The organism is Nocardia brasiliensis (assembly GCF_042691675.1).
Classification (GTDB): domain Bacteria; phylum Actinomycetota; class Actinomycetes; order Mycobacteriales; family Mycobacteriaceae; genus Nocardia; species Nocardia brasiliensis_D.
Window position 1 is genome coordinate 8,030,233 of the sequence record NZ_CP170507.1, and the last position, 15,566, is coordinate 8,045,798.

Sequence of the window (15,566 nt, forward strand, 5' to 3'; positions counted from 1 at the left end):
AGCGAAGGGTGTGGTGTCCGTTTCACCCGGTTAGAGGGCCACACCGACCGTGACGGGTTCCGGTTCGAGCCGGATCCCGAATCGCTCGGCCACCCCATCGCGCACCGTCCTGGCCAGCTTCACCAGATCGGCGGCGGTCGCACCCCCGCGATTGGTCAGTGCGAGTGTGTGTTTCGTGGACAGTCGGGCCGGAGCGTCGGGACCGGGAAAGCCCTTGGCGAACCCGGCCCGTTCGATGAGCCAGCCCGCGGAGAACTTCACCCCGTTCGGCGCCGGGTAAGTGGGCACCGTGACGTCACCCACATGGGCCGCGATCGCGGCGCGCACGTCGGGCACCCGATCCTCGGGGACGACCGGATTGGTGAAGAACGAACCGGCGCTCCAGGTGTCGTGATCGGCGGGATCGAGGACCATGCCCTTGCCCGCGCGCAGTCGCAGCACGGCGTCGCGGACGTCGGCCGCGGGGCGGGATTCGCCGTCGGCGGCGCCGAGCACGGTCGCGAGCTCACCGAAGCGCAGTGGTGCGCTCGCGCCAGCCGGATCGAGCGCGAATTCGACGGCGAGCACCAGTGCGTCGTCGCGGTGCTTGAGCACGCTGGTGCGGTATCCGAACCCGAGCTCGACGGGCTCGACCCAGCGGATCTCGCCGCTCAGCCGATCGAGCAGTCGCACGCGGCGCAACAGCTGCGCCACCTCCGCCCCGTACGCACCGACGTTCTGCACCGGCGTCGCCCCGGCGGAACCAGGAATTCCGGACAGGCATTCGAGCCCGCCGAGTCCCGCCGCGACCGTCGCCGCGACGACCGCGTCCCAGTTCGCGCCCGCTTCGGCGAGCACACCGTCCGCGCCGAGCTCGACGCCCTCGGTGGCCACCCGCACCACCACACCGTCGAAACCGTCATCGCTGATCAGCAGGTTGGAGCCACCCGCGAGCAACAGCACCGGGAGGCCGGCCGCGTCCAGCGCGCGCACCGTCGCCACCAGCGATTCGGTTGTCCGGCATTCGGCGACGGTGGCCGGGCCGCCGACCCGCAGCGTGGTCAGCTCGGCCAGCGGCACCGATTCGCGGATTCGGGCGCCCGTGGCGGCCAGCACATCCGACGGCACCACACGTGAAGTTCGCACAGGCAGACGGTAGCGTGTCCGACCATGGCTACACCGCTGGCGTACACGGCCCGCTACTCGTATCCCGCTGCTGCCGTGCGCGCGGCGTTCGCGAACGACCAGTACTGGAAAGACCGCGTTGCCGAGGTCGGCGGCCCGAATGCCCGGCTCGACTCGGTGACCGTTACCGGTGACCAGATCCGGGTCCAGCTGGTGCAGGCCATCGCCGCCGAGCTGTTGCCCGCCGCGATCACCGCGGTGCGCCCCGGCGACCTGATCATCCCCCGGGTGGAAACCTGGAACGGCGACTCGGCCACCTTCCAGGCGACCGTCGACGGTGCGCCCGCCGAGGTCCGCGGCACCATCACGCTGACCGATGCCGGCGCGGGTTCGACCGCCGCCGCCAACGGCACCATCGAGGTGAAGATCCCGCTGTTCGGCGGCAAGATCGAGTCGGCCATCGCCGAGCACCTGACCGAGGTGCTGAAGAACGAGGAAGAGTTCACCAACACCTGGCTCGCCGCGCACTGACACGCGGGCCGTCTTCCTCGATCGCAAACATATAGCGACAGAGCACTCCAACCCTCCCAACCCCCCACACACGCGAGTCTTACGAGCGCGTTCGCGGCCCGTCTCGCTTCCGAGTGGCCGAAGCGCATGCGCCGCAGGCGCGAGTCTCGGCCGCTCGGAAGCGAGACTTCCCGGGGCCGCGAACCCGCCGCGCCCGCGCGGCCAAAAACACTGCCCAGTAATCTCTCGATCCATGGCCCGTCGACTTGATTACTCCGCGCGCTACCCGCTGCACACCACAAAAGAGGTGTACGCGGCGCTGTCGAGCCGCGACTATTGGGACGCGCGGATGGCGGAGATGCGCAAGTACTCGCCGGGGAACGAAGTGGCCCACCTCGAAGCGGGTGACGGCGGCATCGATATCGAGCTGCACCACATCCTGCCGCGCGACATGCTGCCCGAGATCGCGCAGGCTGTGATGCGCAAAGACATGATCATCACCCGCAAGGAGAGCTACGGTCCGTTCGGCTCCGAGGAGATCACCGGCAAATATTCGGCGTCGATTCCGGCCGGGCCGGGCAGTCTCGGCGGCACCATCCGGCTGTTCCCCACCGATACCGGGTGCACCATGCGGTTCTCCTCGGAGGCGAAGGTGTTCATCCCGATGGTCGGTCCCCGGCTGGAGCAGCTGATGCTGGTGAATCTGATCGACCTGTTCCGCGCCGAAGCGGAATTCACGGTGCAGTGGCTGGACGAGCACAACCCCATCCGCTGACCAGACCGGTCGGCTCCATCACCCGCGGCACCACCGGCGTCAATCGACTACGGCGCAGTGACCGCTGGTTGACGCACGACGAATGGGTCGGCGCGCGGCTGCGGGCGGCGGCCGATCCGCTGGTTGTCGACCTCGGTTACGGGGCGAGTCCGTGGACCACCCTTGAATTGGCCGCTCGGCTGCGGACGGTGCGGCCTGATCTGCGGGTGGTCGGATTGGAGATCGATCCGGCGCGGGTGGTGCCCGGTCGGGACGGTGTCGCGTTCGCCCGCGGCGGATTCGAATTGGCCGGGCTACGACCGGTTCTGGTACGTGCGTTCAATGTCTTGCGCCAGTACCCGGAATCGGCTGTGCCCGAGGCGTGGTCGACCATCCTGTCCGGTCTGGCACCAGACGGCCTGCTGATCGACGGCACCTGCGATGAGCTGGGCCGCCGCTGCGCCTGGGTCCTGCTCGACCGCTCCGGCCCCCGATCGCTGACCCTCGCCTGGGACCCGTTCACCGTCGACCAGCCCTCCGACATCGCCGAACGGCTACCGAAAGCCTTGATCCACCGCAACATTCCCGGCGAGCCGATCCACACCCTGCTCACTGCCGCCGACCGAGCCTGGGCCCACGCCGCCCCCCTCGCCCCCTTCGGCCCCCGCATCCGCTGGCGCGCCACCGCCGAATCCCTCCGCCACCAAGGTTTCCCCCTCCACCCCTACCGCCGCCGCATGCGCGACTGCGTCCTCTCCGTCCCCTGGTCCACCGTCGCCCCCAAATGATTTGCCTCCCTGACGGATCGACTCGTCCGCAGTGGCTCCGCGCGCTCACGGCGAAGACGGCATCTGCGACTTTCCGAACGCCACTGACGCGTTCGCGCGGCCAGCTGCGAACGCCGCTATCGCATCCTCGCGCGGGCCAGCGGTGAAGGCCCCGCTATGCGCCGGATAGGGCGCGGTAGACGCGGTTTGCCGCGCGGGGTGGGAGACAGCCGCTGGCGGCGCGGATTTCTTCGCTGGTGCAGCGGTTGATCGCGACGGCGTCGGCTACCACTTCGTCCAGGGCGGACTGGCCGATGTCGCCCTCGGCTAGGTCTAGCACTGTGCGTAGCGGGGTGGTGACGAGGAACGGGCCGGCCGACTCGATCTCGGTGCCGATCAAGGAGCGGCGGAGCACCACCAGGCGCGGGGTTACGGGGGGACGACCGGCGCCGACCGATAGGTGTAGGAACCGGGGCCGCAGGCGGCCGATGCCGTGCAGGTCTGCCGCACTCTGATGGGATACGGCGGCCGCGCCGTCGAACCACGCGGCCCACATGGCGTATTCGTCGAGCGGACCGACGGGCCAGTCGGCCAACCGCAATAATCCGACCCCGGCCCTGGTCACCGATCCCTCGTCGAGTCCTCGGCGGACCCGCTCCGCGCATCCGGTGCGCAGCACCTGGCGGGTGGTGAAGAAACCGGCGTGGCGGCCGGCCAATCGTCGCAGCACACGCCATCCGTGTTCGGCGGATCCGAGCGCGCGGCCCGCCGCATCGCCAGCCATAGGCATCAGGCTACGCTCGATTCCTGTGTCACACGTCACAATCGAAGCCCTCATCGACCCCACAGAGACGGCACAGAAACGTCGGGAAGAATCGGCCGCATGAGTACGAAGCCTCCGTCCACCATGACGATCAACCGGCGGGCCCTGCTGATCGCCCTGATCGTGGTAGCGATTCTGCTGGCCACGATCCTGGTCGGCGGCGAGGCGTACGCCCGGCACACCGTGTCCCGCTGTGTCAGTACGCAATTCGAGAAGGAGATGGGCTCCAAGATCGATGTGGGCTTCGGCGCCAAGCCGATGTTGATCACCTGGATCGACGGCAAGGTGCCGACGGTGACGGTGAACAGTGACGACACCAAGTTCGGCCCGGCGGTCGGCATGGTGGTGCACGCGAAATTCCACGACGTCGAGGTCACCGACAACGGCCGCGGCGGCGGGGTGATCGGCAGTTCGGCCGCCGATGTCACCTGGAGCAACGACGGCATCCGGGAAACGCTCGGCGGTCTGGTCAGCGGCGTGAAGTCCTCAGCGAGCTCGGACATGCTGACCCTGGACGTGCTCGGCGGGCTGGCCCAGTTGCAGGTGCAGCCGGTGATCAAGGGTGGCGTCGTCGAGGTGGAGACGATGTCGGCGCAACTGCTCGGCATGGGTCTGCCCACCGACCTGGTGCAGGGCATCGTCGAGGTGTTCACCAAGAGCCTGCAGAGCTATCCGTACGGCATGCAGCCGACCGAGGTGAAGGTCACCGACGAGGGCATCGCGGTCAAGCTCGCGGGCGGCCGCTCCGAGTTGCCCGCCGCCGAGGGAAACAGCGCCACCTGTTCCTGAGTCGGCCCAGATGTGTTGCCGCTCAGGCCGGGAACCCGTCCAGCACCTCGCGCGACTTGGACAACCCGAGCCGCGTCGCGCCCGCCGCGATCAGCTCCGCCGCCGCTTCGGCAGTGCGGATACCGCCGCTCGCCTTGACGCCGAGCCGCCCACCGACCGTTTCGGCCATCAGCTCGACCGCGTGCACGCTGGCGCCGCCCGCCGGATGAAAGCCGGTGGAGGTCTTCACGAAATCGGCGCCGGCGCGTTCCGCGGCGCGACAGACCTCGACGATCGCGGTGTCCGGCAGCGCGGCCGCCTCGATGATCACCTTGAGCAGCGCGCGGTCACCCATCGCTTCGCGGACCGTCACGATGTCGGCAAGCACCGCGTTGTACTCGCCGGCCAGCGCCGCGCCGACATCGATGACCATGTCCACCTCGGCCGCGCCCTGGTCGACGGCTAGCCGCGCTTCGGCGCCCTTGACCAGCGAATGGTGTTTACCGGACGGGAATCCCGCCACCGTGGCCACCACGAGTCCCGCCGCGCGCACCGGCAGCATCGACGGTGACACGCAGATCGCCAGCACCCCCAACTCGCGGGCTTCGTAGATCAGCGCGGCGACGTCGTCGGGGGTAGCCCCCGGCGCCAGCAGCGTGTGATCGATCATGTCGGCCACTTCGGCCCTGGTCAGCGACGCGGAACTTGCCATGAGCTGAGAGTCTGGCATACCGGTGGCGAATTCCGTTGCGTGCCTCCGATACTTCCCGCACACTCGTAGCTGGTGACAGATCGCCGGTAGTGACACGGCCGTCAACTCACTAACGTGTGCGGATGGGCCCCTACTTGGTTCGGGAGGAGACGACACCGTGCTGATCCGTCGCGAACGCGCCGACGACATCGCCGCGATCGCGGCCGTACATCGCAGCGCATTCGGTTCACCACAGGCGGACGGCGACCGCACCAGCGAACCGTCCGGCGACGCCGATCCACCCGAGGTCGACCTGGTCGCCCGGCTGCGCAGCGACGCGGGCTGGATCCCCACCCTGTCGATGGTCGCGGTCGAGTACAAGACGGTGATCGGCCACGTCTGCCTGACCAGAGCCGGTGTCGGCCCATACCCCGTCCTCGCCCTCGGCCCGATCGGCGTAATCGCCGAACACCAGCGCACCGGCGTCGGCTCCGCACTCATGCACGCCGCCCTCGGCGCCGCCGACGCCCTCGACGAACCCCTGGTCGGCCTCCTCGGTCACCTCGACTACTACCCCCAATTCGGCTTCGTCCCCGCCACCCGCCTAGGCATCACCCCCGACGAACCCTCCTGGGTATCCCACTTCCAAGTCCGCCCCCTCACCGCCTACGACCCCCGCATCACCGGCGAATTCCACTACCCCGAACCCTTTTACGACCTCTGAGCCCCCGAGCCCGAGCCCTCAGCACACCGCGACCGAGCCGGAGCCCTTGGTAGACACGCGGCCACGAGCCACATCACCCACCCACCCCCACGGCACCCCCAACCTGCCGCCCGAGCACCACCGTCCCCGGCAAACACACCACCGCAAGCCACACCCCCACCCAACCCCGACGGCCCACCCCAGCCTCGCGAACCAACGAAACCGAGCACCACCGTCCCCGGCAAACACACCACCGCAAGCCACATCCCCCACCCAACCCCGATGGCCTACCCCACCCTTTCGAGCGAAGCGAGACCGAGCATCGTCCGTTCGCGGCCCGTCTCGCGTCCGAGCGGCCGAAGCGCATGCGCCGCAGCGCGAGTCTCGGCCGCTCGGACGCGAGGCCCACCCGTCGCCCGACCACCGCCCCTCACCGAATCGCTACGCGATGCTGACATTCAGGGGCCGCGAACACGCCGCGGCCACGCGGCCAAAAACACAGGGCAAACCCCCAGCCCCCGCAGCCCCCACAACCCCAACCCACCCACCTGCGAGGATGGGGCACATGAGTCCCGCTCCACCCACCCCCGACGACCGCCGCTACATCCTGACCCTCGGCTGCCCCGACCGCCCCGGCATCATCGCCGGCATCACCACCTTCATAGCCGATTTCGGCGGCTCAATCGTGGAAGCCGGCTACTACTCCGACGCCGACACCGGCTGGTTCTTCACCCGCCAGGCCATCAAGGCAGCAACAGTCCCGTTCGGACTCACAGAGCTTCGCGACCGCTTCGCCGGCGTAGCCGCCGACCTCGGCCCGGAAACGGAATGGCAACTACTCGACTCGGGCGAACGCCGCCGAGCGGTCCTGCTGGTCAGCAAGGACGGCCACTGCCTGCACGACCTACTCGGTCGCGCCGCCAGCGGCGAACTCCCCGCGACCATCGAAGCGGTAATCGGCAATCACCCCGACCTGGCCACGATGACCGAGGCACACGGCGTGAAGTTCCACCACGTGCCATTCCCCAAGAACCCTGCCGACCGAGGCCCCGCCTTCGAGGAGGTCCGCGCACTAGTGGACTCCTACGACCCACACGCGGTCGTACTCGCCCGATTCATGCAGGTGCTCCCATCCGAGCTGTGCGCACACTGGACCGGCAAAGCCCTCAACATCCACCACAGCTTTCTGCCGTCGTTCGTCGGCGCCCGCCCGTATCACCAGGCGTTCGCCCGCGGCGTGAAACTGATCGGCGCCACCTGCCACTACGTGACGGCCGAACTGGACGCGGGCCCGATCATCGAGCAGGACGTGAGCCGGATCGACCACGCCGACGACGTGCGCGACATGGTCCGCCAGGGCCGCGACATCGAACGAGTCGTCCTGGCCCGCGGCCTACGCTGGCACCTGGAGGGCCGAGTGCTCGTGCACGGCCGTCGCACGGTCGTCTTCTCCTGACCGCTGCTTCCGATACCGCGGCGCAGCGAGATCAGCCCGCGATCTCGGCGCGCCGCCGCACCGATTCGAGCACGTGCCCCAGTTCCTCGTTGAACTGCTCATACGCCTCGGTATTTCCCAGATGCCCGGTCGGCAGCGTCGCGAAGCGCGCGAGACTACCTGTCTCCCTGAGCATCTCGGCGATCCGCTCGGAATGCACCACGGGCGTCATGTCGTCGAACGAACCGGCGAGCACCGTGGTGGGCACCACCAGGTTGCGGGCCGCCTGGCCCACATTCATATCGGCGAGCAGCCGACCGAACCGGGCCCGCACCATGGCCGGGCACGACCGCACGATGGCCATGCTGAAATCGAGCACGTCCCCCTTGGCTGCCGTGCTCATGATCTGCCGTGCGAACAGCCAGCGCACCGGCGCGATGGGCGGGAAGACGATCGGCGCGCCGAGGCCGAAACGTCCGAACAGGAACGGCAGCGGCACCTTCAGCTTCAACAGCCGCCCCGGCCGGTTCAGCAACGGCACCACGGTCGTCTCCAGGATCAGCCGGTCGGCGGCGGTGTTGGTCAGTAGCACCGCAAGCGCCTGCTTCCGGACCCGGTCGGGGTAGCGCCCGGCCCAGGCCTGCAGCGTCATGCCGCCGAGGCTGTGGCCGACCAGAACGGCCTGCTGACCGGACGGGAGCGCGGCGTCGAGCACGGCGGCCAGATCGTCAGCGAGCAGATCCATGGTGAGCGGGCTGGAACCGTATTCGCTCTCGCCGTGGCCGCGCTGGTCGTAGGCGACCACCCGGTACTCCCCGGCGAACGCGTTGATCTGAGCGTTCCAGTATTCGATGCAGCAGGTCCAACCGTGCACGAGCACGACCGTCGGCCGGTCGGCGGGGCCGTAGGAGTGCACGCGCAGCCGGGCACCGTCGCGGGTGGTCACCGGGATCACCTCGGGCCGGACGGTCGGCGGGTTGAACGCCGCGGTCGCATAGGTGCGTGACCGCAGGTTCGCGCGATGAGCGTCGAGCAGCCCTCGAACCTGACTCGAAAAGTTCACCAGGGCGGTCGGCAGCATGGCACGCATCGGGCACTCCTTTGTGTTACTGCCCGATACAGTAACTCCGATTCGCGCCGCCTGCCAGTGCCCGCACTGGAAAAGTTATCGAGAATTCCCCGTTTACCAGCGCGGACCGCGCTGTACCTCGTCGACCTTGGGCCGTACGTCGGCCAGGTAGATGCCGGTGGCGATGATCGCGATGAACGAGAGGAGGCCCAGACCGCCCAGGGACAGCAGCAGTAACAGCATCGCCGCCCCGAGAATCCCCAGCCAGATCGGCTTGGTCAGTTTGTCTACCGCGGTAAACGCGTCCGGCCGCTGACGCACGGCATGAATCAGCGCGAAGATCGTCGCGCCGAGTGCCGCCAGCCACAGCACAAACAGGATCATGCCTTGTAATCCGTGCGCCATATTCACCTCACCCATCATACGAGCAACGCCCCCGCACACCAGAGTGTGCGGGGGCGTTGCCAGATGGGGCACCAATAGCCTTGTCGCCCTTAGGAATCCGGGCGCCATTCGGCCGATCGGTCAGCTCAGGCCTTTTTCGGAGCGGCCTTCTTGGCCGGAGCCTTCTTGGCGGGCGCCTTCTTGGCGGCGGGCGCGGCGGGCGCGGCAGGCGCGGCGGGCGGCACGGGGGCGCCGTTGTCCGCGGCGGGGGCGGTCTCGGTGGTCACCGTGACAACCTCGGCGTCGACGACCGGTACGGCCACCTTCTCCTCGTTCTCGTCCTCGACCTTGGCCGGACGACCGAGCAGGCCGTTGACCCGATCCAGCACGTCCTCGGCGCGGGTCGCGGCGTCCTTGTACAGCGACTCGACGCGCTCGATCTGCTCCTCGACCAGGTGGTTGGCGCGCAGCCGCTCGACGGTCTCCTCACCGCGCACGGCGAGGTCTTCGTAGATGTCGAGCACCTGGTGGAAGTACTTGTCGGCCAGCGCGCGCAGTTCTTCGGGGGTGAACTTCTCGCGCAGTTCGGCGAGGTCCTCCGGCAGTTCCGAGGGCAGTCCGGCCAGCCGCTCGCGCAGCGTCTCGAACTGGGCCTGCACGTCGGCGGGCACGTTGGCGAAGCGCTCGCGCGCCTCATCGACCCGAGTCGAGACGTCCGAGGTGGCGGCGCGCTCACGCACCTGGGTGACGACATCGGTGACTACGGCGTAGATGGCATCGCCCGCACCGACGGTGGCGAGCAGCGGCTTCTTTACGGTGGGGTTCTTCTCGGTCATGGTATTTCGTTCTCCTGGCGTGGCGGAGTTTCGGTTGGTGTGCGCGGAACGACGCTGTCCCCTTCCCCCCCGGGCTCGTTCCCTCCGTTTTCCCGGCGAAACGATTCATAGATTTCGAGCAGCACCTGCTTCTGCCGTTCGCTGATCGACGTATCGGCAAGCAGGGCATCCCGGACCGGGCTGTGCGGCCGCTGTTCGAGATAACCCGCCCGGACGTACAACACCTCCGAAGACACCCGCAGTGCCTTGGCGATCTGCGCGAGTACCTCGGCGGACGGATTGCGCAATCCGCGCTCGATCTGGCTGAGGTACGGATTGCTCACTCCCGCAAGGGTGGCGAGCTGACGCAGCGAGACTTGCGCGGCCTCTCGCTGTGCCCTGATGAAGCCTCCGATGTCGTGCGCCGCGTTCACCACGCGGGCCGCTTTTTCCCCGACGCCGGTCGATTGCTCGGCCGAACTATCGGTGTACTCGGCGGAAACCTCGGGCTGGTCTGCCATCACTCACCTTCTGGCGGTTGTACGAATTCAATTCTAGGGCAGGGTGCTAGCTATTGCAAGCAGTCTGCTAGCACCCTCTCGGCAAACATTCGGCGCGCTACACCTCAGCCACCGAACATGAAGTGCGAAATTGTGTAGATCACCAGTCCCGCAAGCGAACCGACCACCGTTCCGTTGATTCGAATGAATTGCAGATCACGCCCGACCTGCAATTCGATCTTCTTGCTCGCCTCGTCGGCATCCCACCTGGCAACCGTATCGGTGACCAGCGTGGAGATCTCCCCGGCGTAGTTCTCGACGAGATACCTTGCCCCCCGGTCGATCCAGCCGTCCACCTTGGCGCGCATGTCGGCGTCATCGCGCAACCGCTCACCGAGTTGCTGCACGTTCTCGCAGACCTTACGCCGCAATGTGCTGTTGGGATCATCGGCCGACTCCAAGATCAACCGCTTGGCCGCCCGCCAGGTCGCCTCGGCCATGCCGGTGATTTCCTCGCGGCCCATGATCTGCGCCTTGATCCGTTCGGCCTTCTTGATCATCGCGTCGTCGTGCTGCAGATCGTCGGCGAATTCCTCGAGAAAGCGATTCGCCGCGAGCCGCACCTCGTGCTCGGGGTTGGACCGGACCTTCCAGGTGAACTCGACCAGTTCCCGGTAGATCCTTTCGGAAAGCAAAATGTTGACGAATTTCGGAGCCCATTGCGGTGCGTCACGCAAAACGATCCGGTCGATCGTCTCCTGCGAACCCAGCGCCCACTGATGCGCCCGCTCGGCCAGCAGGTCCAGCAGCGCGAGCTGGCGATTGTCGGCAAGCAGCTCGGCCAGCACCCGGCCGATCGGCGGACCCCAGAGCGGTTCGGCGATGCGCTTCACGATCGTCTGGTCGATGATCTGCTCGACGTCCTCGTCGCGCAGCACCCCGACCACCGCGCGCAGCAGCGTCGAACTCTCCTGGGCCACCCTGGCGGCATGACCGGGATCGGCCATCCACCGCCCGACCCGCCAGGAGATCTGCGCCGAGGTCACCTTCGCCGAAACCACCTCGGGCGAAAGGAAGTTCGTGCCCACAAAGCTGCCGAGGCTCTCGCCGAGCTGATCCTTCTTCTTGCGGATGATCGCGGTGTGCGGGATGGGCAGGCCGAGCGGATGCCGGAAGAGCGCGGTAACGGCGAACCAGTCGGCCAGCGCGCCGACCATGCCCGCCTCCGACGCGGCACGCACGTAGTCCACCCAGCCACCGCCACTGCCGCGCGATTCCAGCCAGCGACAAAACAGATAGATCGCCGTCGCCACCGCGAGCAGCCCGGTGGCCAGCGCCTTCATCCGCCATAGGTCGCGACGCTTGCCTGCCTCGTCGAGCACGGCGGCGAAGCCGAGCGGCGCGGCCGCGGCGGGCGCCGGGGGCGTTTCCAGGACCGCGATGTTGCCGGGAGCTTTCTCCATGCCCTCCATTCTGCTGTGCGCGGGCGGCGTACCCCCGGAAGCCCGTATATGTGCAACCTGTCGCATCCCGGCCCAAACGCGCATATCACCAGCGAACGGGACATAAGCTGGAGGCCCAAGGGAGAATCCGACTAACAAGGGAGCCCACGCTGTCCACCGATGACCTTGTCGACGTCGGCGAGCTCGCCGACCGACCGGCGGCGGTGCGCACCGGCCGAACGGATGGCCGCAAACGCCGATGGCGCCAGCACAAGATCGACCGCCGCGAGGAACTCGTCGACGGCACTCTTGCCGCTGTCCGAGCCCGCGGCTCCAACGCGGGCATGGACGAGATCGCCGCCGAGATCGGCGTCTCCAAGACCGTGCTGTACCGGTATTTCTCCGACAAGAACGACCTGGTCCACGCGACCATGCAGCGGTTCATCGAGACCACCCTGATGCCGCGCGTGTACGGCGCGATCAGTCTCGACGCGGACGAGTACCAACTGGTCCGCTCGGCCCTCGCCGAGTATGTCGGCACGGTCGACGAGGACCCGGAGGTCTACCGCTTCATCATGGGCAACGGCTCGGCCGACCAGTCCTCACTGGCCGAATTCGAGAAGCTGTTCGCCGAGGTGGTCGCCGCGGTCATCATCGATCGCGCGACGGAGAAGGGCATCCAGACCGATGGCGCGATGCTCTGGTCGTATGTCCTCGTCGGCGGCATCCAGTTGGCCACGCACTGGTGGACGACCAACAAGACGATGACGCGCGAAGAAGTCATCGACTACCTGACCATGATGGCCTGGAGCGCTATCGACGGGATGGCGCGTGCCAACGGTTCGCGCGAGGTGTTCAACGCGCAGCCGCACGTGCTGCCCGCACCCGGCACCAACTCGGCGAACTGATCAAACGCCCGACTTCCTGGGTGCTAGCTGGGGTGCTAGCAATAGTGTGACGATGGGCTCGACTTTGCCGCGAGGTTGGCTACTCTGAACGCGAGCGGTGCGCCGAGTGGGCTGCGTCACCGCCCAGCGCGCCGGCACCAATGGAGGTACCTCGATGGCGAAGCAAGTACCGACCTCTCGGCTTGCTCGTGGCACCAAGCTAGGTGCCGTCGCAGCCAGCTCGGTGATTCGCACGCAACGTGCGCGGCTATCGATGCGGGGCAGGTCGGAGGCCGTGCGCGCGAAGATGGCCGAGGAGTCCATGATTCGCACCACCGAGCAGGTGGTCATGGTGCTCGGCACCATGAAGGGCGTTGCCATGAAGCTCGGGCAGATGATGTCGGTGCTGGACATGGATCTGGTGCCGGAGGCGCATCGCGAACGGTTCCAGAAGCGGCTCGCCGTATTGCGCAATGCCGCACCGTCGGTGTCGTTCGAGTCGATGCGGCAGGTGATCGAGGAGGACTTCGGCCAACCGCTCGAGGCGATCTTCGCCGAGTTCGAACCCGAGCCGATCGCCGCCGCGTCGATCGGCCAGGTGTATCGGGGCAAGCTGCACGACGGCCGCCGGGTAGCGGTGAAGGTGCAGTATCCGGGCATCGACGCCGCGGTGCGGGCGGACCTGAAGAACCTGGCCATGTTCCGCCGGGTGCTGCAATCGGCGATGCCGTGGGTGACCCCGGCCGTGCTCGACGAGCTACGGCTCAACATGGAAAGCGAACTCGACTACCAGGCCGAGGCCAACACCCAGCTACAGATCGCCGAGCTCTACGCCGGGCATCCGTTCATCGTGGTGCCGCGCTCGATGCCGGAGCTCAGCACCACCCGCGTGCTCGTCAACGAGTACGTGGCGGGCAAGGGATTCGATGAGATCCGGCAGCTGCCGGACGCGCAGCGGAACCGGATCGGCGAGATCATCTACCGGTTCTATGTCGGCTCGCTGTTCACCTTCAACGAGTTCTGCGGCGACCCGCACCCGGGCAACGTGCTGCTGGCCGACGACGGCAAGGTCGCCTTCCTCGACTTCGGACTGTTCAACCGGATGGATCCCGAGCACGTGCAATTCGAGCTGACCTGTCTGCGCGCGGCCGCCGAGGACCGGGCCGAAGATCTGCGGGAGTTGATGATCGAGCGCGGCGTGATCGACTCGCCGGCGGAGATCGGCGCCGAAGAATGCCTGGAATACGTGCTCGCCGCGTCCGAATGGTGCCTCGTCGACGAGGATCTGACGATTACCCCGGAGCTGGCCAGCGGCGCGTTCCTGCTCGCCGTCGACCCGAGGGCCAGCGAGTTCGCCGGGATGAAACAGCAGAACCTGCCGCCGGAACACCTCTTCTCGCGCCGTGCCGACTTTCTCACCTTCGGCATGCTCGGTCAGCTCGGCTGCACCGCCAACTGGCATCAGATTTCCCGTGAATGGCTCTACGACGAGCCGCCCGTCACCGAACTCGGCAAGGCACATCACGCGTGGCTGGCCGAGCATCCGCCTGTCGCGCCGAAGAAGCCGCGGACCAGGGCAAAGAAAGCCCCGAAAACCAGTCCCGAAGCGTAACCGCAGAAACGGAAGACCATGGCAGACACACGAGAATTCGACCTCGTCCTTTTCGGCGCAACGGGTTTCGTCGGCAAGCTCACCGCGGAGTATTTGCTCACCGCGGCACCGGAGTCCGCCAAGATCGCCCTCGCCGGGCGGTCGCTGGACAAGCTCACCAAGGTCCGCACCGAGCTCGGTCCGGTGGCCGCCGACTGGGGGCTGGTGGTGGCCGACTCCACCGATGAAGTCGCGCTCGCCGCACTGGCCGCGCGGACCAAGGTCGTGGTCACCACGGTCGGCCCGTACCTACGCTATGGCCTGCCACTGGTCGCCGCCTGTGCGAAGGCAGGCACGCACTACGCCGATCTCACCGGTGAGCCGCTGTTCATCCGCGAAGCGATCGACAAGTACCACGAGCAAGCCGTCGCGACCGGCGCGAAGATCGTGAATTCCTGTGGGTACGACTCGATCCCGTCGGATCTGAGCGTGTACCAGCTGTACAAGCGCTCGGTCGAGGACAACACCGGCGAGCTCGAGGAAACCACGCTGGTGGCTTGGCTGAAGGGTGGCGTCAGCGGCGGCACCATCGATTCGGGCCGGGCGATGATGGAGGCGATCGCCGCCGACCCGAGCAAGGGATCGGTGCTGGCGCACCCGTATTCGCTGAGCCCGGACAAGTCGATGGACCCGGACGTCGGTCGTCAGTCCGACCAGGCGCTCTCGCGCGCCAGCGCCATCGACCCGAGCCTCGACGGCTGGGTCAGCACGTTCGTCATGGCGGCGCACAACACCAAGATCGTGCGGCGGACCAACGGCCTGCTCGGCTGGGTGTACGGCAAGAACTTCCGCTACCGCGAGGTGATGAGCGCGGGCAAGTCGCCCGCCGCGCCGCTGGTGGCCGCGGGTGTGGCGGGCGGCATCGTCGCGACCATGGCGGCCGGTGCGGTGCTGTCCCGGGTGTCGGTCGGGCGCAAGCTGCTCGACCGGGTGCTGCCCAAGCCCGGTACCGGCCCGAGCGAAAAGGCCCGCGACAGTGGCTGGTTCACCATGAAGACGTTCGCGCGCACCTCGTCGGGCGCGAAGTACGTGGCGACCTTCGCGGGCGAGGGCGACCCCGGCTACAAGGCGACAGCGGTACTGCTCGGGGAAAGCGGGCTGTGCCTGGCCTTCGACACCGACAAGCAGCCGGAGCTGGCGGGCATTCTCACCCCGGCGGCCGCGATGGGCGATGCACTCACCGAGCGGTTGCGGGCGGCGGGGATGACCATCGAGGTCGCGCGGTCCTGAAAGACGTTGCGACGGGCGGGGTTCGGTGTGCGA

At 67.5% G+C, this 15,566-nt stretch carries 17 protein-coding genes; 9 read left to right on the forward strand and 8 right to left on the reverse strand.

Features of this window, described 5'->3' with window-relative positions:
- Window positions 1-30 precede the first annotated feature (30 nt).
- A complete protein-coding gene (locus ACFK0J_RS37015) occupies window positions 31-1,125 on the reverse strand; it encodes a UDP-N-acetylmuramate dehydrogenase (protein ID WP_378734325.1) in 1,095 nt (364 codons plus the stop codon).
- A 24-nt stretch (window positions 1,126-1,149) separates the two neighbouring features.
- Between ACFK0J_RS37015 and ACFK0J_RS37020 the strand changes: the two genes are divergently transcribed.
- The 3 genes from ACFK0J_RS37020 (at window position 1,150) to ACFK0J_RS37030 (ending at window position 3,156) form a co-directional block, all read left to right on the forward strand.
- Window positions 1,150-1,635, forward strand: coding sequence for a DUF2505 domain-containing protein (locus ACFK0J_RS37020; protein ID WP_378734326.1), 486 nt, complete (start codon window positions 1,150-1,152; stop codon window positions 1,633-1,635).
- A 232-nt stretch (window positions 1,636-1,867) separates the two neighbouring features.
- Window positions 1,868-2,389, forward strand: a complete 522-nt coding sequence (locus ACFK0J_RS37025; protein ID WP_378734327.1) for a DUF2505 domain-containing protein — start codon at window positions 1,868-1,870, stop codon at window positions 2,387-2,389.
- Window positions 2,359-3,156 (forward strand): class I SAM-dependent methyltransferase, encoded by a 798-nt coding sequence (locus tag ACFK0J_RS37030; protein ID WP_378734328.1) that lies wholly within the window; start codon window positions 2,359-2,361, stop codon window positions 3,154-3,156. The genes ACFK0J_RS37025 and ACFK0J_RS37030 overlap by 31 nt, the downstream gene beginning before the upstream one ends.
- A gap of 154 nt (window positions 3,157-3,310) precedes the next feature.
- Here ACFK0J_RS37030 and ACFK0J_RS37035 read toward each other — a convergent pair whose 3' ends face one another.
- Window positions 3,311-3,919: a type IV toxin-antitoxin system AbiEi family antitoxin domain-containing protein gene (locus tag ACFK0J_RS37035; RefSeq protein ID WP_218471959.1), complete on the reverse strand. Its 609-nt coding sequence runs from the start codon at window positions 3,917-3,919 to the stop codon at window positions 3,311-3,313.
- A gap of 99 nt (window positions 3,920-4,018) precedes the next feature.
- Here ACFK0J_RS37035 and ACFK0J_RS37040 point away from each other — a divergent pair, with 99 nt between their 5' ends.
- A complete protein-coding gene (locus ACFK0J_RS37040; protein ID WP_378734329.1) occupies window positions 4,019-4,747 on the forward strand; it encodes a DUF2993 domain-containing protein in 729 nt (242 codons plus the stop codon).
- Between the two features lie 22 nt (window positions 4,748-4,769).
- Here the strand turns inward: ACFK0J_RS37040 and deoC are convergent, their stop codons facing one another.
- A complete protein-coding gene (deoC, locus tag ACFK0J_RS37045; protein ID WP_218471961.1) occupies window positions 4,770-5,438 on the reverse strand; it encodes a deoxyribose-phosphate aldolase in 669 nt (222 codons plus the stop codon).
- A 157-nt stretch (window positions 5,439-5,595) separates the two neighbouring features.
- Between deoC and ACFK0J_RS37050 the strand changes: the two genes are divergently transcribed.
- Together ACFK0J_RS37050 and purU are read left to right on the forward strand one after the other, a co-directional pair.
- Window positions 5,596-6,141, forward strand: coding sequence for a GNAT family N-acetyltransferase (locus ACFK0J_RS37050; RefSeq protein WP_378734330.1), 546 nt, complete (start codon window positions 5,596-5,598; stop codon window positions 6,139-6,141).
- A gap of 544 nt (window positions 6,142-6,685) precedes the next feature.
- Entirely contained in the window at window positions 6,686-7,576 is an 891-nt protein-coding gene (gene purU, locus ACFK0J_RS37055) for a formyltetrahydrofolate deformylase (RefSeq protein ID WP_378734331.1), read from the forward strand.
- A gap of 31 nt (window positions 7,577-7,607) precedes the next feature.
- Here the strand turns inward: purU and ACFK0J_RS37060 are convergent, their stop codons facing one another.
- The 5 genes from ACFK0J_RS37060 to ACFK0J_RS37080 all read right to left on the reverse strand — a co-directional run bounded on the left by ACFK0J_RS37060 (window position 7,608) and on the right by ACFK0J_RS37080 (window position 11,786).
- Entirely contained in the window at window positions 7,608-8,645 is a 1,038-nt protein-coding gene (locus tag ACFK0J_RS37060; protein ID WP_378734332.1) for an alpha/beta fold hydrolase, read from the reverse strand.
- 93 nt (window positions 8,646-8,738) lie between these two features.
- Window positions 8,739-9,029, reverse strand: a complete 291-nt coding sequence (locus ACFK0J_RS37065; RefSeq protein WP_378743287.1) for a DUF2516 family protein — start codon at window positions 9,027-9,029, stop codon at window positions 8,739-8,741.
- 125 nt (window positions 9,030-9,154) lie between these two features.
- The gene (locus ACFK0J_RS37070; RefSeq protein WP_378734333.1) at window positions 9,155-9,844 is read right to left on the reverse strand and encodes a heparin-binding hemagglutinin; all 690 of its coding nucleotides are present in this window, start codon (window positions 9,842-9,844) and stop codon (window positions 9,155-9,157) included.
- Window positions 9,841-10,344, reverse strand: a complete 504-nt coding sequence (locus tag ACFK0J_RS37075) for a helix-turn-helix domain-containing protein (protein ID WP_246634218.1) — start codon at window positions 10,342-10,344, stop codon at window positions 9,841-9,843. The genes ACFK0J_RS37070 and ACFK0J_RS37075 overlap by 4 nt, the downstream gene beginning before the upstream one ends.
- 104 nt (window positions 10,345-10,448) lie before the next feature.
- Window positions 10,449-11,786, reverse strand: coding sequence for a DUF445 domain-containing protein (locus ACFK0J_RS37080; RefSeq protein WP_378734334.1), 1,338 nt, complete (start codon window positions 11,784-11,786; stop codon window positions 10,449-10,451).
- A 203-nt stretch (window positions 11,787-11,989) separates the two neighbouring features.
- Between ACFK0J_RS37080 and ACFK0J_RS37085 the strand changes: the two genes are divergently transcribed.
- From ACFK0J_RS37085 to ACFK0J_RS37095, 3 genes are all read left to right on the forward strand, one after another.
- The gene (locus ACFK0J_RS37085) at window positions 11,990-12,673 is read left to right on the forward strand and encodes a TetR/AcrR family transcriptional regulator (RefSeq protein ID WP_378734335.1); all 684 of its coding nucleotides are present in this window, start codon (window positions 11,990-11,992) and stop codon (window positions 12,671-12,673) included.
- Window positions 12,674-12,827: 154 nt separating this feature from the next.
- Window positions 12,828-14,264, forward strand: coding sequence for an ABC1 kinase family protein (locus ACFK0J_RS37090; RefSeq protein WP_378734336.1), 1,437 nt, complete (start codon window positions 12,828-12,830; stop codon window positions 14,262-14,264).
- Between the two features lie 18 nt (window positions 14,265-14,282).
- Complete coding sequence (locus tag ACFK0J_RS37095) at window positions 14,283-15,533, forward strand: saccharopine dehydrogenase family protein (protein ID WP_378734337.1); 1,251 nt, start codon at window positions 14,283-14,285, stop codon at window positions 15,531-15,533.
- The last annotated feature ends 33 nt before the right edge of the window (window positions 15,534-15,566 follow it).